At 66.2% G+C, this 23,002-nt stretch carries 23 protein-coding genes; 5 read left to right on the forward strand and 18 right to left on the reverse strand.

Annotation, left to right across the window (positions count from 1 at the left end; translation table 11 throughout):
- Positions 1-375 precede the first annotated feature (375 nt).
- The 8 genes from argE to FG93_RS25015 all read right to left on the reverse strand — a co-directional run bounded on the left by argE (position 376) and on the right by FG93_RS25015 (position 8,999).
- Positions 376-1,488: an acetylornithine deacetylase gene (argE, locus tag FG93_RS24980; RefSeq protein ID WP_043239949.1), complete on the reverse strand. Its 1,113-nt coding sequence runs from the start codon at positions 1,486-1,488 to the stop codon at positions 376-378.
- A 53-nt stretch (positions 1,489-1,541) separates the two neighbouring features.
- Complete coding sequence (locus tag FG93_RS24985; RefSeq protein WP_043239951.1) at positions 1,542-2,477, reverse strand: DMT family transporter; 936 nt, start codon at positions 2,475-2,477, stop codon at positions 1,542-1,544.
- Positions 2,478-2,487: 10 nt separating this feature from the next.
- Complete coding sequence (locus FG93_RS24990; protein WP_043239954.1) at positions 2,488-3,213, reverse strand: alanyl-tRNA editing protein; 726 nt, start codon at positions 3,211-3,213, stop codon at positions 2,488-2,490.
- A 222-nt stretch (positions 3,214-3,435) separates the two neighbouring features.
- Positions 3,436-4,266: an AraC family transcriptional regulator gene (locus tag FG93_RS24995; protein WP_043240197.1), complete on the reverse strand. Its 831-nt coding sequence runs from the start codon at positions 4,264-4,266 to the stop codon at positions 3,436-3,438.
- 323 nt (positions 4,267-4,589) lie between these two features.
- The gene (locus FG93_RS25000) at positions 4,590-5,222 is read right to left on the reverse strand and encodes a LysE family translocator (RefSeq protein WP_161783881.1); all 633 of its coding nucleotides are present in this window, start codon (positions 5,220-5,222) and stop codon (positions 4,590-4,592) included.
- Positions 5,223-5,377: 155 nt separating this feature from the next.
- A complete protein-coding gene (locus FG93_RS33030; protein ID WP_161783882.1) occupies positions 5,378-5,581 on the reverse strand; it encodes a hypothetical protein in 204 nt (67 codons plus the stop codon).
- A gap of 206 nt (positions 5,582-5,787) precedes the next feature.
- A complete protein-coding gene (locus FG93_RS25010; RefSeq protein WP_052514174.1) occupies positions 5,788-8,250 on the reverse strand; it encodes a spermidine synthase in 2,463 nt (820 codons plus the stop codon).
- The gene (locus tag FG93_RS25015) at positions 8,247-8,999 is read right to left on the reverse strand and encodes a protein-L-isoaspartate(D-aspartate) O-methyltransferase (protein ID WP_043239959.1); all 753 of its coding nucleotides are present in this window, start codon (positions 8,997-8,999) and stop codon (positions 8,247-8,249) included. The genes FG93_RS25010 and FG93_RS25015 overlap by 4 nt, the downstream gene beginning before the upstream one ends.
- Between FG93_RS25015 and FG93_RS25020 the strand changes: the two genes are divergently transcribed.
- Both FG93_RS25020 and FG93_RS25025 read left to right on the forward strand, forming a co-directional pair.
- On the forward strand, positions 8,976-9,239 hold the full coding sequence (locus FG93_RS25020) for a helix-turn-helix transcriptional regulator (protein WP_043239961.1): 264 nt from the start codon (positions 8,976-8,978) through the stop codon (positions 9,237-9,239). The genes FG93_RS25015 and FG93_RS25020 overlap by 24 nt on opposite strands.
- 147 nt (positions 9,240-9,386) lie before the next feature.
- On the forward strand, positions 9,387-9,650 hold the full coding sequence (locus FG93_RS25025; RefSeq protein ID WP_043239963.1) for a DUF1127 domain-containing protein: 264 nt from the start codon (positions 9,387-9,389) through the stop codon (positions 9,648-9,650).
- Between the two features lie 260 nt (positions 9,651-9,910).
- Here the strand turns inward: FG93_RS25025 and FG93_RS25030 are convergent, their stop codons facing one another.
- Positions 9,911-10,240: a hypothetical protein gene (locus FG93_RS25030; RefSeq protein ID WP_043239965.1), complete on the reverse strand. Its 330-nt coding sequence runs from the start codon at positions 10,238-10,240 to the stop codon at positions 9,911-9,913.
- Between the two features lie 111 nt (positions 10,241-10,351).
- On the opposite strand from FG93_RS25030, the gene FG93_RS33035 reads away from it, so the two are divergent.
- Entirely contained in the window at positions 10,352-10,495 is a 144-nt protein-coding gene (locus FG93_RS33035) for a hypothetical protein (protein WP_161783883.1), read from the forward strand.
- A 222-nt stretch (positions 10,496-10,717) separates the two neighbouring features.
- Here the strand turns inward: FG93_RS33035 and FG93_RS25035 are convergent, their stop codons facing one another.
- Positions 10,718-10,963 (reverse strand): hypothetical protein, encoded by a 246-nt coding sequence (locus tag FG93_RS25035; protein WP_043239966.1) that lies wholly within the window; start codon positions 10,961-10,963, stop codon positions 10,718-10,720.
- 252 nt (positions 10,964-11,215) lie between these two features.
- On the opposite strand from FG93_RS25035, the gene FG93_RS25040 reads away from it, so the two are divergent.
- Complete coding sequence (locus tag FG93_RS25040; protein WP_043239968.1) at positions 11,216-11,617, forward strand: DUF1236 domain-containing protein; 402 nt, start codon at positions 11,216-11,218, stop codon at positions 11,615-11,617.
- A gap of 73 nt (positions 11,618-11,690) precedes the next feature.
- Positions 11,691-11,969, forward strand: a complete 279-nt coding sequence (locus tag FG93_RS25045) for a hypothetical protein (RefSeq protein ID WP_043239970.1) — start codon at positions 11,691-11,693, stop codon at positions 11,967-11,969.
- Positions 11,970-13,303: 1,334 nt separating this feature from the next.
- Here FG93_RS25045 and FG93_RS25055 read toward each other — a convergent pair.
- The 8 genes from FG93_RS25055 to FG93_RS31425 form a co-directional block, all read right to left on the reverse strand.
- Positions 13,304-14,503, reverse strand: coding sequence for an MFS transporter (locus FG93_RS25055; protein WP_043239974.1), 1,200 nt, complete (start codon positions 14,501-14,503; stop codon positions 13,304-13,306).
- A complete protein-coding gene (locus tag FG93_RS25060) occupies positions 14,500-15,918 on the reverse strand; it encodes an FAD-dependent oxidoreductase (RefSeq protein WP_043239977.1) in 1,419 nt (472 codons plus the stop codon). Before FG93_RS25060 ends, FG93_RS25055 begins: the two co-directional genes overlap by 4 nt.
- Positions 15,919-15,975: 57 nt before the next feature.
- Positions 15,976-16,293, reverse strand: a complete 318-nt coding sequence (locus FG93_RS25065; RefSeq protein WP_043239979.1) for a helix-turn-helix transcriptional regulator — start codon at positions 16,291-16,293, stop codon at positions 15,976-15,978.
- A gap of 58 nt (positions 16,294-16,351) precedes the next feature.
- The gene (gene arsB / locus FG93_RS25070; RefSeq protein ID WP_043239982.1) at positions 16,352-17,404 is read right to left on the reverse strand and encodes an ACR3 family arsenite efflux transporter; all 1,053 of its coding nucleotides are present in this window, start codon (positions 17,402-17,404) and stop codon (positions 16,352-16,354) included.
- Positions 17,405-17,411: 7 nt separating this feature from the next.
- On the reverse strand, positions 17,412-17,837 hold the full coding sequence (arsC, locus tag FG93_RS25075; RefSeq protein WP_043240205.1) for an arsenate reductase (glutaredoxin): 426 nt from the start codon (positions 17,835-17,837) through the stop codon (positions 17,412-17,414).
- A complete protein-coding gene (locus FG93_RS25080) occupies positions 17,837-18,364 on the reverse strand; it encodes an arsenate reductase ArsC (protein ID WP_043239985.1) in 528 nt (175 codons plus the stop codon). Before FG93_RS25080 ends, arsC begins: the two co-directional genes overlap by 1 nt.
- A complete protein-coding gene (locus FG93_RS25085; protein WP_043239988.1) occupies positions 18,357-18,713 on the reverse strand; it encodes a helix-turn-helix transcriptional regulator in 357 nt (118 codons plus the stop codon). Before FG93_RS25085 ends, FG93_RS25080 begins: the two co-directional genes overlap by 8 nt.
- Before the next feature lie 148 nt (positions 18,714-18,861).
- Positions 18,862-22,968, reverse strand: a complete 4,107-nt coding sequence (locus tag FG93_RS31425; RefSeq protein WP_052514175.1) for an autotransporter domain-containing protein — start codon at positions 22,966-22,968, stop codon at positions 18,862-18,864.
- Positions 22,969-23,002 lie beyond the last annotated feature (34 nt).

Consider the following 23,002-nt stretch of genomic DNA (forward strand, 5'->3'; position numbering starts at 1 on the left):
GAATGGGGGGCGGCCGGGGAGGGGCAGGCGGTGGCCTCGGCGGAACCACTGGTCGAGGAGCATCCTCCTACTCGCCCGGACAAGAGATGCGCGAGAAGGGCAGCGTACCCGGCTATCGGGGCGCCTCTGGCTATGCCCCCGGACGGCAGATGCAAGCCGATGGCAGCGTGAAGGGCCATCCCGGAGCCTCTGGTTATGCGCCGGGGCAGAGAGCAAAACGACCCTGATCGCTGGGCTTGCTGCCCATGACAGCGGTCGTGGGCGCTGGAAGCCAGGACGTCGCCCCGCCAGCTCCGGCTGGCGGGGTTTGAACTGACCCCGTCAGGCGCGTTTCTGGCGCCAGCTTTCGGGCAAGGGCCTCACTGCCGCGACCCTTCAGGATTGACGGCGACCTGCCCAGCCCGCGAGGCGGGCAAGGAAGGCGTCGGCGGCCGCGAGCTGCGCGCGCTCGATCCATTCGTCGGGCTGGTGCGCCTGCGCGATCGAGCCCGGCCCGCACACCACCGCCGATATGCCGGCCGCCTGGAAGAAGCCGGCCTCCGTGCCGAAGGGCACCGCGAAGGGTGGGCCGATGCCGCCGAGCGCGGCAGCCACGACCAGCGCCGGCTCGCCGCCGACGGCCGACAGCGGCGGAACATGGACATGCCTCTGCGTCGACTGGCGGATGTCCGGCGGCGTTGCGCGGGCCAGATAGGCGGCGACCAGCCGCTCGGTCTCGTCGGCGTCCTGCGGCGTCACCGGCCGAAACTCCCACAGCAATTCGCAGGCGGAGGGCACGATGTTGATCGCCGAGCCACCCTCGATCCGGCCGAGATTGACGGTCGTCCGGTCGTTTCCCCCGGCGCGGTGCCCGACAGCCCTGAGGAAGCCGACGAAATCGGCAGCGGGATAGATCGCGCTCGCTCCCGCACTCGGATCGCTCGAATGCGCCGCTCGGCCCTCGAAGCGCGTGCGGAAACCGAGAAAGCCGCGATGGCGGTCGCCGAGCCGCATCCCGGTCGGCTCGCCGATGATGGCGAGGTCCGGCTTGTCCTCTTGGGCGAGCAGATCGTCGATCAGGCTGGGCACGCCGAGACAGCCGACCTCCTCGTCATAGGACAGCGCGATGTGGATCGGCCGGGCGAGCTGCGCGGCCGCGAAACCTTCCGCAGCGGCGAGGCAGGCCGCAATGAAGCCCTTCATGTCCGCGGCGCCGCGGCCATGGAGCTTGCCATTGCGCTCGGTCAGGCGGAACGGGTTGGACGACCAGCTCTGGTCGTCGACCGGGACGGTGTCGGTATGCCCGGAGAGGACGATGCCGCCCGGCGCCCGCGGCCCGAAGCTGGCGAGGATATTGGCCTTGCTCCGGCCATCGTCATGGCTCAGCCGGACACGGGCGCCGATATCGTCGAGCCGGTCGGCGACGCGCGCGACGAGCCCCAAATTCGAGCGGCTCGACGTCGTGTCGAAGCCGACCAGTTCCGCGAGCAGGGCGATCGTTGCGGTCATCGCCGCTCACGCCACCGGCTCGTGATCGGCGACGTCGTCTTGCGCAAACACGGTCATGATCGGGCTTCTCCGGAGAGCCGGGCGACGGGCGGACGGCTGCCCGCCGCGGCGAGACCGAAGCCGCCGAGGATCAGTGCGGCTCCGACGAGATGGAACGGTTGCACGGGTTCACCGAGCAGCAGGAAGGCCAGCGCCGCGGTGAACAGGGCGACGAGATGGAAGGAGGCGCCGGTCACGCTCGGCCCGAGCGCGCTGACACAGCGATTCCAGATGATGAAGGCGAGCAGCGAGGCGAAGACGCCGATATAGAGCACCGCCGCAATGGGGCCGGGCGATGTCGGGATCGTCGCGCCCCGGGCGAGCTCCCAGATCCAGAACGGCAGCAGCACCAGGAGCCCCGCGGCCATCGTCGCAGCCAGGAAGACGAGGGGGTCGAGATCGACCGGGCGGCGGCGCAGCAGCACCGAATAGACCGCGTAGTTCGCGACCGCGATCAGCACCAGCGGCTCGCCCCCGGTGAGGCTCAACCCCGCTAGCGTCGAGGGCGCGCCGCGCGCGACGATCCAGCTCACGCCGACGAAGGAGATGGCGATGCCGGCAAGCGTGCGGGCCGAGACACGCTCGACGCCGAGCATGAGGGCGGCGAGCGGCACCATCAGCGGCAGGGTCGAATTGAGGAAGGCGACGCTCGCGGCCGGTGCGCTCTGCAGGGCGAGATAGCCCAGCGCATTGTAGCCGGCGATGCCGAAGGCGCCGCAGGCGAAGACGAGGCCGCGCGCGCGGATGAGCGCCTGGCGCTGCGCGCCAAGCCTGCCGAGAACGAAGGGCAGCAGGCAGGCGAGCGCGACGAGCCAGCGGCCGACCGCGAGCGAGACCGGAGGATAGGACCCTGCGAGAGCCCGGCCGAGCACGAGGTTGCCGGCCCAGAACAGTGGCGGCAGCGGCAGGAGCAGCAAGGGCCGCGCCCAGAGGCGCTGGAGGATCCTCATCGCGCCGGCCTCACGCGACGCCGGCGAGGCCGATGCGCAGCCGGCGATTATGCCGGCCCTTGTTGTCGATCTTCAGGATGCTGATCGGCGGCGAGGCCCCGGTCGACGCGAGATGCGTGCCGCCGCAGGCCTGTCGGTCGAGCCCGACGATCTCGACGATCCGGACCTGCCCGTCCGAGCTCGGCGGCGGGGCGACCGAGCGCGAGCGGATCAGGCCGGGTTCCGCGAAGGCCGCGGCTTCCGCGACATGGCTCTGCCGCACGCTCAGGTCCTGCCGGATCAGCGCGTTGACCGTGCCTTCGATGGCGCGCAGGCGCTCGTTATCCGCCTCGGGCAGATCGAAATCGATGCGCGCGGTGCCGTCCTCGTTCATCTGCACCCCGGTGACGAGCGCGCCGTCGAAGTCCTGGAAGACGACGGCATTGACGATGTGCAGGTTGGTGTGAAGCGCCCGCATCAAGTGCCGGAAGGGGCCATCGACCCGCGCTTCGACGGGCGCCGACGGCAGTTCGAGCGGCTCGGCGAGCAGGTGCCAGAGACGGCCGCCCTCGCTTTCGAAGCCCGAGATCGCGACGTCGCCGCCCGTCCAGGCGAGCGTGCCGCGATCGGGCAACTGGCCGCCGCCGCCGGGATAGAACGGGCTTTCCGCGAGAACGACCCGGCCCGGCCGTGCGTCCATGACCTCGCTCGTCAGCGTCAGGACATCGGGATGATCGAGGCAGAAAGAGCGGGACATGTCTCACCTTGCCGGCAGCCCGGGACGGGGCGTGTGCCTGCAGGCGAGACTGGCGCGGCGCGGCGCGCTTCTATTGGCGAAAATTGAGAGCGCGATCAGATCATCTGTGTTTGCATCGGCTTTGCCCCGAAAACCGCAATCCACTTACCCTGCCGATGAACTAGCCTTCTGTGTTCGCATCGGCGTTCCTGAAAACCGCAATCCACTTTTCCTGCCGATGCTTTAGCCGGCCGCGGCGCGCACCCATTGCAGCGGCGTGATGCCATAGCTGCGCTTGAAATGCCGCGTCAGTGCGCTCTGGTCGTAGAAGCCGGCGTCGAGCGCAGCCGTGGCGATCGTCGCACCGCGCCCAAGCGCGCTGATCGCCGCCTTGAGGCGCAGTTGCGTGAGATAGGCATGCGGGGTGAGCCCCGTGCTGCGCTTGAACAGGGCGATCAGCTGGAACGGCGTGAGCCCGACCTCCAACCCCAATTGCTCCAGCGTGAGTTCGCCGGCGTGACGCTCCCGCATGATCTCGCGGATGCGGGCGGCCTTGGCGCGGTCGCGTGCCGGCAGCGTCAGCCGGGGTTCGCCGGCCGCATGGCGCCGGATCAGGGCGCCGAAGCTGCGCAGCAGAAGCTCGCGCTCCTCGAGGGGGTCGTCCCCCTGATCGAGGATGCGGTGCAGGCGCAGGAACGCCTCGATCAGGTCGGGGTCGTGGATGGTGTTGCGGGTGAAATAGGCCGTCTCCTCGAGACCGAGCGCGGTCTTCAGCGTCTCGATCGCCGGCGGCGTCAGGTAGAGCCCGCGATAGATCCAGCGCCGGCTCCAGCCCATCCGCCCGGAATGGGGCTCGTCGGGGTTGAACACCAGCAGGCTCGAGGTCCTCGCCTCGTCGCTGCGTCCCCGGCTCTTGAACTCGGCGCCGCCGGCCTCGGTGACGGCGACGACGAAGGCCTCGTGGCTGTGGGGGGCGTAGTCATGGCTGGTGAAATCGGCGACGAGACAGCTCAGGCCCGGAACCCGCGGGTCGCGCCAGTAACGGGAGGAGTTGCGCGGGTCGATGCGGGCCAAGGTGCGATCCGGAGGGGCAGGACAGCGGCGATCGTGCGACGGTCGCAACAAGATCGCAACCATCCGGTAGGCTGTCGAAGGCGCGGCATCGGCTGCGCCCCGCGGCTGCTCTTCGATGAAGCCATTGCCGCCATGGCATTCGAGACATTCCACCGGCTCAATATCACCTGGTAAAGCCCGGACGCAGGGCAGCCATCCGAGCAACCGATTTGACCAGGCGCGTCAGATCGGCATTCCCATTGACGGTCAGGCTCTCATGCAGTGTCGCTTGAAATTGCCAGTGTCGCTTGAAATTGCGATGACGACCCGAATTCGTGCAAATCTTAGAGCTGACCGGCACTATTCGCAGAATGAAATCCCGAAACGATCATTCCGATTGCGATATAAGCCATAAAGGCTGCGGCGCATCGATTGATATGAGTGAGGTTACTCCGGGTCATTCTGTGCCTGAAGACGCACACGCTCAATGCCAGAAACGCCCACCAACCGAGCGATCCAAGGAAGACGCCGCCAATCGTCATCGGTATCGCTTCATGGCCCTGGCCGATCAGACTTGGAGTGGCGGCTGCGAACAGGACGGGCGTGATAGGATTGAGGAAGCCAAATCCGATCGCTCCGCAATATGACGAGGCGAGACTGCCCCATCTCTCCGTCAATGCGTCGACGACGATCGCGCGTCTAAACACGCGAATGGAAAAAACCAGCAGCACGAGCCCGGAGGCCAGCGACATTGGTGCGGCATGGAGCCAGGCTCCCGCGAATGCCGCTCCGGACGCAGCCGCAAGCGCGCCGTAGATCAGATGAACGGTCGCGACGCCGAACCCCGTCGCAAATCCCGTTGGAAAGCCGCGCGCAAGTGTCCGCTGAACGCAAAGCATGCTGGTCGGCCCGATCGGCGCGGCGATGGACAGGCCGATGCTCATCCCCGCCAGCAGGGCTGTCGCGGGGATCGTCACGAAGCAGCCCCGATTTCCGGGGCGCAGGTGCTCGGTCCTTGCCCGCCAAGCGTGGGCAATGTCCTGCCAACAATCTGCATGCGTGCGCCTTGCCTGGTTGTATATTCGCCCTGGTAGGCATCTCAGCTGCTCCGCGGAGTGCGCAGCAGTCGCAATCATTGGAAATGGCATCGGGTCACAACGCTGCGGCGCACGATGACGTTGTGGCTAAACCTGAAACCCGCCATTGCGGCGACTTTCAAATTTCGACGCTGCGGATAAGACGTGTCTTCCTCAGTGGCCGCATCATCGGGACCAATGAGGCGTTGCGGCAGCTGCTGCACCGACTTTCGGGAGTGCTGATCGGGCTCGTCGACCATGGCTGCGTTCCAGCCCGCAGCGCGATCTTCCGGCCTGACCTGGTCCCGATCCCGGTGCAGGGCGACCACTATGATGTCCACTGGGATGGCGCCCGCGTCGACAGGGTGCGGAACTGCCGGACGGGGGCATTCCTGGCGTTGTAGCGGGGCATAACCTGCTCAAACCATAGGCTGCCACGCCCTCTTGCTGGGAAGCAACCCGGGCATCAGGTTCTGCCTTGCAACGTCTGCCGATCGGATCGATCCCACCACCCGGCGAGTAAGGCCGGGGCGACAAGATAGAGGATGGTGGCGATCGTCACGACGCCAGTGAACCCGACATGCATCGCAAGCAGTGCGGCGAGGATCGCGCTCAGCACCGACGCACAGCCATTGATCGCCCACGCCCAGGGAATAAACGCCTCCGAGCGCGCGCCGACATGGCCGAGGCCGAGGGGGAACGGCATGCCCATGAAGACGGCGAGCGGCGCTATGAGGAGGAGTGTCATCGCGATCTTCGCGGCATCCGGGAGCGCCAGCAGCCGTTCGAATATCAAAGGCAGCGCGAGCAGGTAGATGGCAGCCAGGACTGCGATCGCCATGACGGCAAGCGCAATGCCGCGCACCGGCGATCCGCCTCCGACCGCCGCCATCCAGCGTGCGGCGACCGCGCTACCGAGACCGGCAAAGGCAAGGAAACCCGCAAGCACGACAGCGACGGCGTAGAGCGGATGGCCGAGGAACAGGACGAAGCGCTGGATGAAGGCGATCTCGATGAAGAGGAAGGCCAGGCCCAAGGCCAGGAAATAGAGCCCGAAGCGCAGCCGGTATGCGGTTCTCCCGGGTGCGCGCCGGCCAAGCCAGAGCGGCAGCAGGATCAGGACGACGCTGAGGATCGCGGCCTGGACGAGCGTCGTCACCAGGATCAGGTAGCCCCAGTCGAGCATCGCTGCCCCACCTTGGGCGCGCAGCGTCAGGAGTTCGGGCAGGGCGCGCCAGCGGAAAAAGTCGAAGAAATAGGGCCGATTGTCAGTGGCCGGTGCAATATCGAACTTGTAGCGCTCGGTGAAGTCGGCTCGCTCGGGGCCGAGGAGGGCGAGGGCGCCCTCGTAGAGATAGTCCTGGTCGAGCTGGTTGTAGCGGTTCACGTCGCCGGCCGAGAGGCCCGGCGCCCAGGAGATGTCAAAGAAATTCTCGGCCGCGAAGCCGCGGGTGGCTGCGACGTCTTCGCCCGTGAACGGCGATTTGGCGACGAGCAGGGTTGCAGTATTCCAGCTCCGGATCAGCGCCAGGTGCCGGCCTGGCTCGGGCACGCCATCCGCTTCGAGCGCAACGGAAGCAGTAGCGAACAGCTTGAGGATGTCGCGCGGCGGCACCCGCAGCCAGCGCGTGATGGCGACGACTCCCTCTGGTCTCAGCACCGCCAGGTAATCGCGCACTGCCTCCACGGTGTAGGTGTAGTTCTCATGCAGGCTCTGCACGCCGGCCGCGGCCGCACTGAGGGAGTCGAGAAGCGGCATCTGGATCAGGTCGTAACGCGCGTCCGTCGTCGCAGCGAAGGCGCGCGCTTCGGCCAGATGCAGATGCACGTTCGGTCGGCTGAAGATGCCGCCGGCGAAGTCCGCGAAGCGCTTCCGAGCGAGCTCGATCATCTGCGGGTTGACCTCGACTGCATCGACGATTTCGGCTCCGGCGCGCAGTGCCAGCAGCACCTGCTCTCCGCCGCCGGCGCCGAGGATCAGGATTCGCGCCTGCTTACGGATGCGGTACGGGAGCGCCGCCGTTGTCCGGTCGAGATAAGCGACCGTCGCCGGGTCGCCGCCATAGGCGGTGATCGCCGTGATACTGTCGCCATCGGTGAAGACGGCGAGCTGCGCCGGCGGCTCCTGGGTGTTGGCGAGGCTGAGGCCCGGCGCGTAGCGGAAGGGGACGGTCGGGCTCTCGACGACCGTCAGCAGTCCGAGCGGGCTCGATCGCTCCTCGACCACCCGCGCGTTCGGCACTGCGAGAGCCATGCGCAGGCCCTTGTACTGCGACATGTGCGGGCCGGGGGCCGTCCAGGCCGGTGGTAGCCACAGCGCGATGACCGCGGCTGCAAGCCCGAGGCTGCCCGCAGCGAGCCAGCGATGGCGAGCCAGGCCCGTCGCGGCGAGGGCAGCCGCCGCGAATCCCAGCGCTGCGACCAAGCGCAGCGCCACAGAGGGAAAGACCAGGAACAGGAGTCCGACCGTGCCCAGCGCACCGATCCCTGCGCCGACGAGGTCGAAGGCATAAACGCGTCCGATCTGGCGGGGATGGCGGCTGAAGGCAAGGCCGATACAGGTTGCACCGAAAAAGAACGGCGGGATCAGGAGAGCATAGCTGGCCGCGAGCCAGCCGAGCTGCCGCGGATTCCAGACGAGCTCGAGCGCGTTGAACGGCAGGCGTTCGGCAGCGGCGAAGCTGGTAACCGCAGTCAGGCCGAACAGTGCTGCCGAGGTTGCGAAAGCGGCCGGGTAGCGTTCCAGCAGGGGGCGGCGGGCGAACGCGAGGAATGTACCGCTCGCGCCGAAGCCCAGGAGCGCGATGCTGATGATCATATAGGCGAAATGATGCCACTGAATGATCGAAAAGAGCCGCATCAGCAGCACTTCGTGGGCAAGGGTTGCCGCCGATATCAGACTGACCGGCAGCAGGCGCTCGGCTCTCATCGGGCCCTGCTCCCCGTCAGCGGCACAAAGCGCACCGGCAGCAGCTGCCGGGTCGTGATGCTTCCGTCCCCTCGCTTCTCGACCAACATGAGAAACTGGGTCGCGAAGGGACCTCCCACGGGGACGACCATCCGGCCCCCCTTGGCGAGTTGCTCGACCAGCGGCGGTGGGATGTGGCTGGCAGCGGCCGTCACCACGATGCCGTCGAAAGGCGCGTGCGCAGGCCAGCCATGGTAACCGTCGCCGACCTTCACCTCGACATTGTCGAAGCGCAGCGCCGCCAGGCGGGCGGCCGCCCTTTCGCCCAGTTCCGGTATGATCTCAATCGAGTAGACCTTCGCTGCGAGCGGCGACAGGACGGCTGCCTGATAGCCCGAGCCAGTGCCGATCTCGAGGACAACGCCACCAGGCCGGACGTTGATCAGGTCGGTCATCAGCGCGACGATGAAGGGCTGCGAGATCGTCTGACCGTATCCGATCGGCAGTGGCCGATCGCGATAGGCCGCGCCGCGCTGCTCCTCGGGCACGAAAAGATGGCGCGGCACGCTCCCCATCGCCTTCAGCACGACCGGATCGATGCCCTGTCCCTCGACTGCCGATGGCGCCGAGCGGGCATGCGCCTGGATCGTTTCGATCATCTCCGCACGCTCAGTGAGGCCATCCTGAGCGGGCGCGGATGTCGAAACCGCGGCGGCGGCGCTCGCGAGAACCGCGGCCAGTAACGCTTGGCGCAGGGCTGGTCGACGCATGACCGCTCTCCCGGCTACAACGCCGAGTATAGTGGCGGCAGAGCCAACTTTGAACAAACCGCGCTCGGCTCTCTGCCGCTCTCTGCCGACATGCTCGGCATCAGCGAGCCGACCGTTCGCACCCAGCTGCAGGAAATATTCGCCAAAACCGGCACGTCCCGACAGGCCAAGCTCCTGCTCTTGCTGCGCAATTCGACGCCGCCGATCCGGGCCCCGCAATTGTCTGCCCAAGGTGCCTGAACGCGCCAGTTGGCGTCCGCACATGGAAGCTCGCGCACGTGCTGCCCGGCCTCGACGCGATCGCCGGCTCATCGGTTCCGAGGATGCGGCGGCACCAGGAGGTCACCTAGCGTCGCTCCCATGGCCAAAACCATCGGGAGATGATCGATGTCGGAAACGCTCTCCACCGTGCCACAAACGAACCGCCTCACTGGCGAACTGGTCGAGCCTTTGACCAGCAAGGCGGCTTTCTATTTCAGCTTTGCCCACCGATATGCACGGCGGGCACGAACCAAGATCATCCTGCGCTCGCTGCGATCGCTGAGCGACGAGCAACTCAGGGACGCCGGCATCGACAGGTCTCTGATCCATTCGGGCCCGGAATTCGAGGTCAATGCTCGGCTGATGAGCGATCTGATGTCGATGAGGTGAAGTGCCACTTTCAAACCTCGCTGACCACATCCGTGACTGGACGCGATGTGCGCTCGTAAGTCCGCTCTCCACCCCACCCATGCCGGTCATTGGCGAAATGGCTGCTCGCGACCCTGGTCGGACCTCTGAGTAGGTAAGCCAGCAGGCCCGGGTCTGGCCCATCCCGGACATCGAGAAGGTCTGCTTTCAGGCGATCCAGTTTGCCACGAAACGGCACGTCCAGGTTCGCAACACCACGAGCTAAGGTTGGTGTTCACGCGTCAACCGGTTTTTAGCGACGGCTTCTCGGTGCATCCCACGCTCTCGATCGGTTCGCCCTGATCGTTCAGCCACTGCCAACGCTTCAGATCTGGCTGGAAACGAAAAGAGGGCAAGCCCTGGTCGCGGGGCACGAGCTTCAGCTTGTCCATGGCGTAACGACGTGCCTGTCCGTGGACTTCGACAGTCACCTCTCCAGATTGCTCGGGCTGCTGGATGACGATCTGCCCGGCTTCAAATGCACAAGTGTAGATAGGGTTTGTGACGGGGTCAGTGTCGGTTACCAAGACCAGCGTAATAGGCACGAGTAGAACCGCAATGTGTGAGGCCATGACACTCTCCAGTGTTCCCGCCACTCCAATACGCCTCGCTAGTTCCTAGGTTCCGTCACGATGCCTCAGCCTACACCGCACCTCCGGAACTCTTCCTGCTCGGCTGCACCAGTGAGCACGAAGCGTTTCCATTTCGCGACGATCCGGCACGGCGAAAAGCGCCAGAATATGCTGGAGCCGGACGCAGCGCTGGAGCTGCCGAGCGTCGAAGCGGCCCGCCAAGCCGCAGACGAAGCCTTGCACGAATTGGTCTGAGAACTGCCGCGTGGGCCGGGTAAGGTCCCCTCATTCTTCGGGATGAAGCTGGGGCCGTGGTGGAAGAAATGGAGCTTGAAATCCGACCTCTGAAGCGCAACCGAGGCTAGGCGTCTCAGTCGTGATGCGAGCCGGTCGATCTGGCCGCGCTGGATGAAACTCCCGTCTTGCAAACTGTTGTCTCGAGAGTTTCGCCGCGTTCGTTCAGCCGTTTCCAGCGCTTCAGTTCTGACTGGAAATAGAGGTCGGCAGCCCGGCTTCCACTGGCATCAGTTTTTGCTGGTCCAGGATGTAGGGCCGTGCCTCGCCGTCGATCTGAACGGTCGCTCGGCCCGTCGCCTGTGGTTGATTGATCACGATAACACCACCGGCGAAGTTGCAGACGTAGGATACGTCCGCGTGCGGCTGTGCGTGGCTGGCCAAGAAGACCGCGCTCGGGATAACCAGCGCTGCAAAATGCGAGATCATCGCGGCCTCCCAAATCCATGCCTTGTTCAATCAATACGTCGCCGTCGCGCCAAGGTTCCACCGGGCAAGCATCCGCTCGCGTAAAGATTGAAACAGGAACGACGCGGTGGCGCACAACTCTAAGCAAGCCCAACACGGGCAGATACACGCTATTTTCCTAATTATGAACGGTTATTCATGGAACAGGCGATCCAGCCAGCCGTTTAGATTTGCGGCGGGGGCCATCGGCGGGGCCATCAAGGGAGAAGAACCATGATCAAGAATCTTGTTCTGGCCGCCGCGCTCGCTGTCGTTCCGGCGACCGCGTTCTCGCAGTCGAACTCTGGCGCGGCCACAGGTGCGGTCGGCGGCGCAATCGTCGGCGGACCTGCGGGGGCAGCCGTGGGTGCAGTCGGCGGCGCTGCTGCGGGCGCGATTGTCGGCGGAATAGCGGCCGACCAGCGCACCGAGTTCCGCACTTATGTGAGGGAACAGAAGGTGCCATCGGTGGCTTATCGCGAGAAGGTGGTCGTCGGCGCAACGCTGCCCGACACGGTTACCTATCGCGAGGTTCCGGCTCGCTACGGCAAAACTGAGTATCGTTACACCGTGGTCAACGATCAGACCGTTTTGGTCGAGCCGAAGACCCGCAAGATCGTTCAGATCATCGAATGATCGAAAGGAGCCCACCCTGCAGGGTGGGCTCCTTTCGATCGGGTTCACCCTGATCAACCAAGGAGACAACGCCATGTTACGGCCAATCCTGACAGCCGCTGCTGTCGCGGCTACCGCCGCCTTCAGCGCTCCGGCGCAAGCGCAGGTCCAGTTCGAGTTCGGAATCGATAGACCCGGCTATGATGGTCCGCGCTATCACGAGCCCCGTGGCTACCGCTTTGCTGGGGAACGGCGTGGCTTCCGAGGTCCCGCTGTTCTCGACGACGACGATGACGATTGCCGCCTTGTCACAAGGCGTCGGGTCAATCGCTACGGCGAGGTTGTCGAGCGCCGGATGCGCATCTGCGACTGACGCCCGGCGCAATGGAGCGGCTGTATTGCTGCTTTCCTAAGCCCGCTGCTTGGTCATGCGATTATCGCGATGCTTTTTTGAGGAGGAACCAATGCGAAAGTTAGTCTTCGTTGCAGCGGCCATGCTGAGCTTCTGCTCCATGACGCCATCGATTTCACAAGCCGCCCCCGTGGCAGGCCTGACGACCCTAGAGACACCTGACCACATTGAGCAGATCAAGAAGGGTGGCCACGGATACAAGGGCCACAAGGGTTGGCACGGATCGCGCCATTGGGACCATGGACGTGGCTACGGTCGCTATTATGGGGGGCCGCCTCCGCATGCTCGCGCCTATGGCAGGCGCGCACGCGACTTCAGCTATTACCGCTATTGGTAAGTCTGGCGGCGACGGCCCCGATAGCACGCGTTTCGCGCCAGGTGCGCGCCTGAAACCAACAGGAACAAACCGAACGCCGAAAGCTGCGGCGGGAACGAACAACCGCTCTTCGGCTTCATCCAATGTCCGGTGTGGCGCCACCCTGAACAATGCATGGGCAGAGCCGAAAGTCAGAAAGCCACCCATCTCCGACATTGCGCAGTCTGCTAGCCGTCGCCGAACTCCGGGCGACCCCCATCCTCGAGCGGTAGAGCGGATACATGCTATCGGTGATCAGGTCGGCCGCGAAGGCGCGCCTGCGGCCGGCCAGCGCCGGGGGCTTGGTCGTGCGCTCCAGCACAGTCATTGCCGCCGGAGGCGGACCCGCGCCAGGTTCCGGAGCCGATCCGCCGCCTCCTCGTCGGCTAAAGCGGCCAACGGGGACTTTCGACGCATGGCCGACGCTAGATCGTCGCGCGACATGTTCGGCATCTCTTCCCCTTCGCTTCCCCCGCGGCGGGCCTTTTTTCGGCTGATTTGTGCGACCTTGGTCGGCTTCTGGAAGCTTGATTCAGTGTTTGTTCCTGTTGCCGAATGCTTGTTCCCGAGGCGTTCTCGCGCAACCCGCGCACAAGCGAGCCACGGCGGCCTGGTCGGCCGCTCGAGCCTGGCTCGATCATCGCCACTGCTGCAGGCGGCGCCCCGGGGTCTGGAGCCGATCCGCCAGCCCCTTGGCCAAAGCCGCCAGAGCTTTCACATCAGCGCTTGCAACGCGGGAGCCATCCACACAGGACCTTCGGCACGTCCGATTTTCTGACTGTCCAATCCCATCGTTCGGCCGCATCCTGACTGCGATGTCGGTGCGCCCCGCCGCGGCGTTGGATCGTCCGACCGGAAATCGTATCCGGTCCGACGGTCCAACCTCTTGTGTTTGCATCGGCTTTCCCGAAAACCGCAATCCACTTTTCGGGCCGATGCTTTAGCCGGATGGGGCGGGACCAATCCTCGAGCGGTGACGCAGGAACCAGAGCCCAAGGCAAAGCGCGATGTTTGCCACGGCAAGCAGCAGGAGGGCGGCATAGGTCCAGGACGCCCCCGCCTTCTCGATGCCAAACGCACTCACTGCAGGGGCGACCGCCTGGGCGACCAGACTGGGCCGGGCGAGCCTTCCAACGATCGGCGCATATCGATGCGGCCCGAACAGGGACAGGGGGAGCGTGCCCTTGGCGATCGAGAAGATGCCATTCCCGGCTCCGTAAAGGATCAACGCGAAGGCTACGAGGCCGACGCCCATCGACAACAAGCCAAGCCCGAGAGCGATCAGGGCCAAGGCGCCTGTCATCGTCCAGAGCGGATGGTGCTGCTCCTTTCCGAGCATTTCGACAACGCGCCCGCCGACTTGTGCGGGACCGATCAGCGCTCCGAGAGCGACCGCGGCTGTGAGGCTAAGGCCCTGTTCCTGAAGCAGGGTCAGCACGTGGACGCCGACGATCGCCGATATTGCACCTCCGAGGATCATGATGCCGGCGAGCAGCAGGAAGGCCCGGCGTTCGACCGGGTTGATCTCGCCGGATCGGCCTGCGTTGCCACCAGCGGGCCTGGAAAGCTCGGGTAGCGTCCGCGGCAGGACCGTCAGCACCAACGGGAGCGAAATCAGGATCTGGATGGCCGCATAGGCGAAGCAGGTTCCCCTCCAGCCGAGATGGGCCACGAGATAGGCCGATAATGGCCAGCACACCGTACTCGCGAAGCCGCCCCACAGCGTCAGCACCGTGATCGCTGATCGCGCGCTTCCTCCGTAGAGCCGGCCGAGCGTCGAGAATGCAGCGTCATAGAGACCGGCCGCCATGCCGGCTCCAATCGCGATCCAGCCGAAGAGGAAGACGGCAAGGTTCGGAGCCAAGCCAAGGATGATCTGGCCGGCGGCCAGAAGCAGGGCTGCCGCGGCAAGCACCGGACGGCCACCGGTTTCACCGATCACCCGCCCGACATAGGGCGCCACGGCTCCGGCAGTCAGCAGGCCAAGCGACAGCGCGCCGACGATCCAGGAGAGCGGCCATCCCGTTTCGGAGGCGATGGGTGCCGAAAGGACGGCGGGCAGGTAGAAGGACGAGCCCCAGGCGAGGATTTGCACCACGCCGAGGGCCGAGATCACCGTCAGCCGGTTACGGTTGTTCACGCCGCCTTGCCGCAGCAGGAGGATGCTGCAGGTGCTGGTTCGGGTGCACTGACGGGGCCGCATCCGCACCCAGCCTGGCCCTCCGCCTTTGAAACGGCGTCCTCGATGCAGCACGCATCCATCTCGACCGGCGCAGGGCCGCCGCAGCAATGGCCCACGCTCGACGGTGCCGCCTTGCAGGCGCCGGTCTCGGGCAGGGTGAGCTTGACGTCGTCGGCTGCCGCCATGTCGCCGGCGATCGCGGCTGCGACCGAGCGGACCTGCTCGTAACCGGTCAGCATCAGGAAGGTCGGCGCGCGCCCGTAGCTCTTGATTCCGACGGTGTAGAAGCCCGTCTCGGGGTGGGAGAGTTCGCGGTGGCCGTGGGGCGGTACGGATCCACAGGAATGGAGGTTGGGGTCGATCATCGGCCCGAGCGCCTTTGCACTCTCCAGCCAGGGATCCAGTTCGACGCGCAGTTCCCGGGTCAGAGCGAGATCCGGGCGCTGGCCCGTGCACGCGACGATGCGGTCGACGGGGCCGAGGGTCCGAACGCCGTCGGAGGTTTCCCCTTGGACGAACAGGCGGCCACCTTCCTCGCGGATCGCGGTGACGGCGAAGCCGGCGACGAGGTCGATCCGACCGCTCTCGACCTGCTGCCGAAGACGCTGCCCCAGGTCGCCGCGCGCAGCGAGCTGATCGCTCGCCCCGCCGCCGAAGACGCGGGACAGGTCCTTGCCCCGCGTGACCCAAAGCGCCTTCGTGGCGCTGTCGTGCTTTGCGAGTTGCTCGAGGTCGAGCAGGACGTTTGCGGCGGAGTGCCCGGCGCCGAGAACCAGCGTGGTGCGCCCCCTGTAGGTAGCCCTGTCGCGTCCAAGCACATCAGGGATGCCGTAGGCGATCCGATCGGAGAGCGGTGCCTCTCCATCGGCTGGAATCCCGCCGGAACCGAGCGGGTTCGGCGACGACCAGGTTCCTGATGCGTCGATGACAGCCCGCGCCAGGTCACGGCGTGTCCGTCCCTCGCCATCGACGACGGTGAGCAAGAAGGGGTGCAGCTCGCGATCGCGGCTGACCACCTTGTCGATGCCACGACGGCCGATCGCGATGACGCGAGCACGATGTTCGATGGCCCCGGCCAGTTCAGGCGTGTTTGCGAGCGGCACCAGATACGCGTCCACGATGTCGGCGCCAGTCGGGTAGGCCTGTGCGTCGGGCTCCTGCCAGCCGGTACGCTCCAGCAGCGCCCGAGCGGCAGGATCGACATTGTATTCCCAGGGCGAGAACAGGCGCACATGGCCCCAGTCCCGGACGTTTGCGCCGACGGCATCTCCGGCTTCGTAGACCTTCACGGGAACGCCGCGGGCGACGAGGTTGGCCGCGGCGGCAAGGCCGACAGGCCCGGCTCCGATGACAGCGACGGGACGTTCCCTCATCTCGTTGTTCTCCGGTTCTGCTGGAATGATGGAAATAGAAGGCAAATGAAACAGCGCTCAGGCGGCCCTGTCGGACGCACCGGAACAAGACTCTTCGATGCAGCACTCGTCGGACAGGAAACCGAGAAGGGCATTCATCGCGGGGTAAATCGCGCGGCAGATCAGCGTCGTGGCCTGCCGCTCCTGCGAGACCAGGCCGTTGAGCACCAGCTTCTGGAGATGATGCGACAGTGTCGACGCCGGAATGCCAAGACGCTCCTGGACCTGGTTGACCGGCAGCCCGCCATGACCCGCCCGAACCAGGGTTCGATAGAGTTGGAGACGCGTCGGGTTGCCGAGGGCCTCCAATTGCTTCGCTGCTTGTTCGATGTTCATGGAAATAAGATGTGCCCGGAATCTCACGCCGTCAAGCGGTATTTCGACGTCTCTCGAATTATTCCGCAGCCTGCACCTTCCGAACGCCGTCGCCGCGCTCGTACCAGCCCTTTGACCGATTCACGATCCAGACCACGGTGAGCATCACCGGCACCTCGATCAGCACCCCGACGACGGTCGCCAGCGCAGCACCGGAATTGAACCCGAACAAGCTGATCGCTGCGGCGACGGCGAGTTCGAAGAAGTTGGAGGCTCCGATCAGCGCGGAAGGTCCCGCCACACAGTGCTGCTCGCCGGCGATCCGGTTCAGCACGTAGGCCAGCCCGGCATTGAAATAGACCTGGATCAGGATCGGCACAGCCAGTAACGCGATGACCATTGGCTGCGCGAGGATCTGATCGCCCTGGAAGCCAAACAGCAGGACGAGGGTCGCAAGCAGAGCCACCAGAGAGGCTGGCCCGAGGCGCCCGAGCAGGCGATCCAGCGCTCCCTGTCCACCACTGGCCAGGACACGGACGCGGATCAGCTGCGCGACGATCACCGGAATGACGATGTAGAGAATGACCGAAAGGACCAGCGTTCCCCAAGGCACGGTGATCGCCGAGAGGCCCAGCAGCAGGCCGACGATCGGGGCGAAGGCGACGACCATGATCGCATCGTTCAGCGCGACCTGGCTCAGCGTGAAGTGGGGCTCGCCCTTGGTGAGATTTGACCAGACGAAGACCATCGCCGTGCAGGGCGCGGCCGCCAGAATGATGAGGCCGGCGATATAGCTGTTGACCTGGTCCGCCGGCAGATAGGGCCGGAAGAGCCAGGCGATGAAGAACCATCCCAGCGCTGCCATCGAGAACGGCTTCACCGCCCAGTTGATGAAGAGCGTAACGCCGATCCCGCGCCAGTGACGGCTGACCTGGCCGAGCGCCGCAAAGTCGATCTTCAGCAGCATCGGGATGACCATGAGCCAGATCAGCAACGCGACCGGGAGATTGACGCTGGCGATCTCGGCGCTGCCGATCGCCTGGAAGACGCCGGGCATGACATGGCCGAGGGCGATGCCGGCGACGATGCACAGCGCGACCCACAGGGTAAGGTAGCGTTCGAAGGTGGACATGGGGACCTCAGGCGAGAGCGACGGGACGGCCGGCGGCGTCGACGACGCGTTCGCCGTCCTCCTTACGGAATTCGGCGAGCTGCGGCGGTAGCAACGGAAGGACGGCCTCGGACGGTCGGCAGAGCCGGACGCCCTTGGGCGTGACGACAAGCGGCCGGTTGACCAGAATGGGATGGGCCTCGATCGCGTCGTAGAGCGCCTCGTCGGACAAGCTGGGATCGCCGAGCCCGAGCTCGGTGAAAGGCGTGCCCTTCTCGCGCAGGATCTCCCGGATCGTCAGTCCAGCGCGAGCGAGGAGTTGCTTGAGGAGCGCGCGCGTCGGCGGCGTCTTCAGATATTCGATGACGTGGGGTTCGACTCCGGCGTTTCGGATCAGGCCGAGCGTGTTCCGCGACGTCCCGCAGGCCGGGTTGTGATAGATGATGACGTCCATCACGCCACCTCGGGTCGGCGACCGCTCGCGCCCTCGAGGCCTCCGATCTGCGCGACGCGCTGCTTCAGCGCCATCTGGTCGAGGCTCGCGACGGGCAGAGACAGGAGCACGTTGATCCGGTTGCGCAGGTAGTGCAGCGCCGTCACGAAGGCCCGCTCGCGCTCGATGTCGCTGCCCTGGACATTGGAGGGATCCTCGATCCCCCAATGCGCAGTGATCGGCTGGCCCGGCCAAAGGGGACAGGCCTCGCCAGCGGCCTGGTCGCAGACGGTGATCACCATGTCCATGACCGGCGCGCCGGGCTCAGCGAACACGTCCCAGGTCTTCGATGACAGGCCATCGGTCGGGATGCCTTCGGCCTCAAGCACCTTGAGCGCCATCGGCTTCGGGCCGGGCCCGCCCTCGCTTCCGGCAGAGAAGGCACGAAAGCGGCCCTCACCGAGATGGTTCAGCAGCGCTTCGGCCATGATCGACCGGGCGGAGTTGTGCGTGCAGAGGAAAAGCACGTTGAGGACGCGATCAGGCATCGGTGGTGACTTTCGGGGGGCAGCAGGGGCTGAGTTCGGCCATCAGCGGCGCGCAGATCTCAGCGCGGCCGCCGCAGCAATCCTTGAGGAGGAAGGCGACCACGGCGCGCAACGCGTCCAGGTCGGCGCGATAAATGATCGAGCGGCTGAAGCGCTCCGACCGCACAAGCCCTGCGCGGCTCAAGATGCCGAGATGCGAGGACATCGTGTTGTGCGGGACGTCGAGCTGACGGGCAACTTCGCCGGCGGGAAGGCCCTGGGGCTCGGCGGCGACCAACAGACGAAAGACGTCGAGGCGAGTGCCCTGCGCGAGGGCCGCCAATGCCAGGATGACCTGCTCATTTTCCATATGTCGAGACTTATCGACATAATGCCGCGAACGCAAGCCGCTGATTGTGCCGTTTGGCGAGCGAGGTCCGGCCCATACTGCTCACGCGGACCCGGAATCTTGATTGAGCCCTCCGGAGCATGGGCTTGCTGGGCAACGAATTTGCCCGTCAGAACCTCACCGCCAGCATGCCCTTGAAGCTGTGATCCTGCGCGTCTTTGGCGAGCTGTCCGGTATAGGCCAGGCTGAGCGCGGCGCTTTTGCTGATCGCGAGGTCGAGCCCGGCTTCGACGACGGCAGCGTCCCGGGCGATCGGCACGCCGGCGACCGTGAAGGCGCTGCCCCCAGTGAAGGCGAGCGTCGCGGTCGGCGTCACCTCGCCGAAGGCGTGGCGCCAGGCAAGGCCACCGCGCAGGGTCAGGTCCATGCCCTGCAGGGTGAGCGTGCTCGAGGCGCGCAGGCCCAGCGTCGAGTAGCCGAGGCTGATGTCGTCGCTCCGGCCGGTCAGCGCCGCGGCGCCGCCGGTCTCGCTGAGCCCGGCAGTGTGCAGGTTGACATAGGCCAGGCCGGCGAAAGGCTCGAGCGCCACCTGGCCGAGGTCGACGCGGTAGCCGAGCTCGCCGAAGACCTGCGCCGTGCCGGCGTCGTAGTCGCCCTTCAGGCCATTGCTGAAGCCGGTGAAGGCGACGGTGCGGCGGGTCGCGATGTCGTGCCAGGTGTAGCTCGCGCCGGTGCGCAGGCCGAGCGCTCCCCATTGCCCGCCGCCATAGAGGCCGAGATGGTAGTTGTCGCTCTCGCCCGAGGAGAGCCGCGCGTTCACGTCGAATGTGCTGCGGGTGTAGCCGGCGACCACGCCGAAGCGCAGCGTGTCGAACACAGCCGCATCAGCGCCGATCAGGAAGCCGCCGCTCGAGCGCGTCAGCCTGGCGGCGTTGCCGTCGCCCTCGCTCCGGCCCCAGTAGCCGTAGCCCTGACCCCAGACGGCGAAGCGATCCGACCTGGGCCTGGGCATCGGCCCGGTCGCGGACGGGGCGAGGTCGGCGGCAAAGCCGTAGTTCAGCGTCGCCATCGGCTGGGCTCCGACCGCGCCGAAGGCCGCGCGCAGCCGGTCGTTGACGGCAGAGCGCAAGAGCCAGCTCTCGTCGACCAGCGCGCTCTTCGCGGAGGCGTGGATCTCGCCCGAGAGCGCGTCGAAGGCCTGGCGGGCTGAAGCGGCATCGAGCATCAGGAGGCTGTTGTAGAGCGCCAGCGTGCCGCCGATCTGCGGCAGCGTGTCGAGCCCGCCTGCGGTGGCGAACTGGTTGCGGGTCTGCGCCACGGTCTCGAAGATCGCCGGCGGTGGCGTCGGTGTCGGCGTCGGGCCGGAGCCGGGAGGGGTGGTGGGAGGGGCGCCCGGTCCGGGAGGGGTGCCCGGACCGCTGCCCTTGACCGCGATGACGAGGTCGACCTGGTTGGGCTGGTGCTCGACCGAAAGGTCGAGGAAGGCCGAGCGCGAGACGGCGCCGGCCACCGTGCCGCTGACCCCGCCGGCGGCGGTGATGATCGTGTAGCGCTGGCCGCTGATGTAGCTCGTCTGCGGGTCGAGCGCGGTGACGCCGATCTGGCTGCCGGTGACCGTCGCCGTTCCCAAGGCGCCCCCCGTTGCGAAGACGGCGATCCGGTCGGAGCTGCCGTTGCCGGCGATCTCGACCTCGTAGAGGGAGCCCGGCGCCAGAACGAGGTTGCCGGCGACATTGAGCGTGCCGATCGAGTTGCCCGGCGCGATGGTCGCGCCGGACTGGATCGTGGCGGAGCCGACGGCGCCCGAACCGGCCAGCGTCGCGCCGCTGAGCACGGTGACGGGCGAAAGCAGAAGCGTGCCGTTGATCGAAAGCTTGCCGGCCTCGACCGTGGTCGGGCCGCTGAGGATGCTGGCGCCGGTGAGGTTCAGGTTGCCGGCGCCGCGCTTGGTGAAGGAACCGCCGCCAAGGATCTGGTTGGCGAAGGTCGCGTCGGTGGGCTGATCGATGATCAGCGCTGCATTGTTGCCGATCCGGCCGCTGCCGAAGCTCGTGGCCTGGCCGATCAGCGTGCCGGCGGCGAGATCGGTGCCGCCCGTATAGGTGTTGACGCCGGTGAGCGTGGTCGAGCCCGTGCCGCTATGAGTGACAATGCCCGTGCCCGAGATCGCGCCGCCGAAGGTGACGGGGTCCGAGCGGTAAAACAACAGGTTGCCGTTGTTGACGACATCGCCGACGATCGAGCCGCTCGTGCCGCCATTGCCGAGCAGCAGCCTGCCGGCCGAGATCAACGTGCCGCCGGTATAGGTGTTCGTCCCGGTGAGGGCGAGAGTACCAAGATCGGACTTCACCAGCTGGGCGCTGCCGATGAGGTTGGAAGCGATCGTGGCCTGAGTGAAGGCACCGCTCGCGGTGCCGTCGCCGACTCGGATGACCGCCTGCGTACCGGTCAGGGTGAGGTCGCCGCCCTGGACCGTGTAGTTGGTGCCGGTGAACTGCATGCCTGAGGCGGTGACGGGCCCCTGGCTATTGTCGACCGTGACGACAGAGAGGGTGCTGCCCTGGAAAACGGCGAAGGAGCCGGGCGCATAGGCCGCGTTCGAGGCGCCGGACTGGTTGGCCCAGTTGTTGTTGCCGGTCGCGCCCTGCCAGGTGCCGCCGCTGCCGCTGATGACGCCGTCGCCCGGCGTGCCCGGGCCGTCCCAGAAGTTCAGCGTCAGCCCGGCCGTGTTGACCAGGTTGACTTGCTTGGCGACTGCCGTCTGCAGGGAGAAGTCGGGTGTCGGCACGCTGCCGACGGTGAGGCCGTTATCGGTGAGCGTGCCCGTGTAGTTGAAGATCCGGTAGATGCCGGGATCGAAGCTGCCGCCCGGCGCGGCCGTGACGTTCAGGGTGCCCGCGACGGTGAGGTTGCCGTTGACGTTGGTCAGATCGTTGAGGGCGCCGTTGGGAACGCCAGCCTGGCCGAGATTGTAGGCGAGCAGCGCGCCGTTGTTCAGGGTCAGGTTGCCGTTGATCGTCAGCAGGCCGGGCGCCGCCCCGGCCGCGCCTGGCGCCAGGGTGCCGTTGGCAGCGATCGTGACGTCGCCGCCGATGGTGCCGGTGCCGCCCAGCGTCGCGCCGACGAGCACGGCCATGGGGCCGAGCGTCGAGCCCGTGACCAGCAGCGTGCCCTGCTGGACCGACCAGGGCCCCGGGGCAGTGGCCGCCCCGGTCAGGGTCCAGGTGCTGGTGCCGGTCTTGATGAAGGCGTCGAAGTTCTGGTACTGCGCCGCCGGGCCGATGGCCGAGACGTCGAAGCTGGCGTCGGTGCTCCCGCCGAGGCGCAGGACGTCTGTTAGACCGGTGGCGTTTGCGACCACATTGCCCTGGATCACCGAGCCGGCCCGAAGTTCCAGGTCGATGCGGCCCGTCGTCGCGGTCGGGACCAGCTGGATCGCAGTGGCCTGGCCGGTGCCCGCCCGGATCGTGCCGCTGTTGATGATGGTGAGGCTGGCCGTGTCCCCGATGCTGGTTATTCCGTACGCACCGGCCCCGCCTTCAATTGTGCCGGAATTGACGATTTGATCGACGCCGATACCGACGACGACGCCCGCCCCATTGATGCCCGTGCCGTTCGTGGGGCCGTTTCCACCGCGGATCGTGCCGTTATTCGTCAATGTGCTGGTTGTGCCGGAGGTGCCGGCGATATCGACACCCGCTCCGCCGTTCGTCGTCGCACTGTTGCCGCCCTGGATGGTGCCGTTATTGGTGACTGATGATTGCAGGCTGACTTGGACACCTGTCCCACCCGCTCCGGGGCCACCATTGCCGCCGATGATCGAGCCATTGTTGATGATGGCTGTACGGGAGGCCAGGATGCCGGTTTGTGCGCCGGCAGCGCCATCGGCGCCCCGCACCGTGCCTGAAAATGTGACCTGATCGCTGGCGCCGGACTGCGAGAAGTTGATGGCGCCGTTGGCGGAGTCGAGGATGCCGGAAAGGGTGAAGCCCTGCGTGGCGATCGAGATCGGCTTCGCCGGGTCCGGCATGGCCAGGATACTCGAGACCGCGAAGCTCTGGGTCATCACGATCGTCGCGGGACCAGCGCCGTCCGTGTTCGCCGTGGTGATGGCGTTGCGCAGCTCCGTCTCGTTGCCGACGAAATAGGTTGCGGCCGATGCCGGCGCCGTCAGCCAGCAGGCGATGGCGAGAGCGGCGCAACTGACGCCCGCGAGCAGCGCTCCTTTTCCGGTATGGCTTGCCCTTGAAACACCCCCGCCGGCGCCCGCATCCATAGGGTCTTCTCCGCGAGAGTACAGGCCACTCCAA

Origin of the sequence: Allobosea sp. LC85, from assembly GCF_000735605.1 — a bacterium.
GTDB lineage: Bacteria > Pseudomonadota > Alphaproteobacteria > Rhizobiales > Beijerinckiaceae > Allobosea.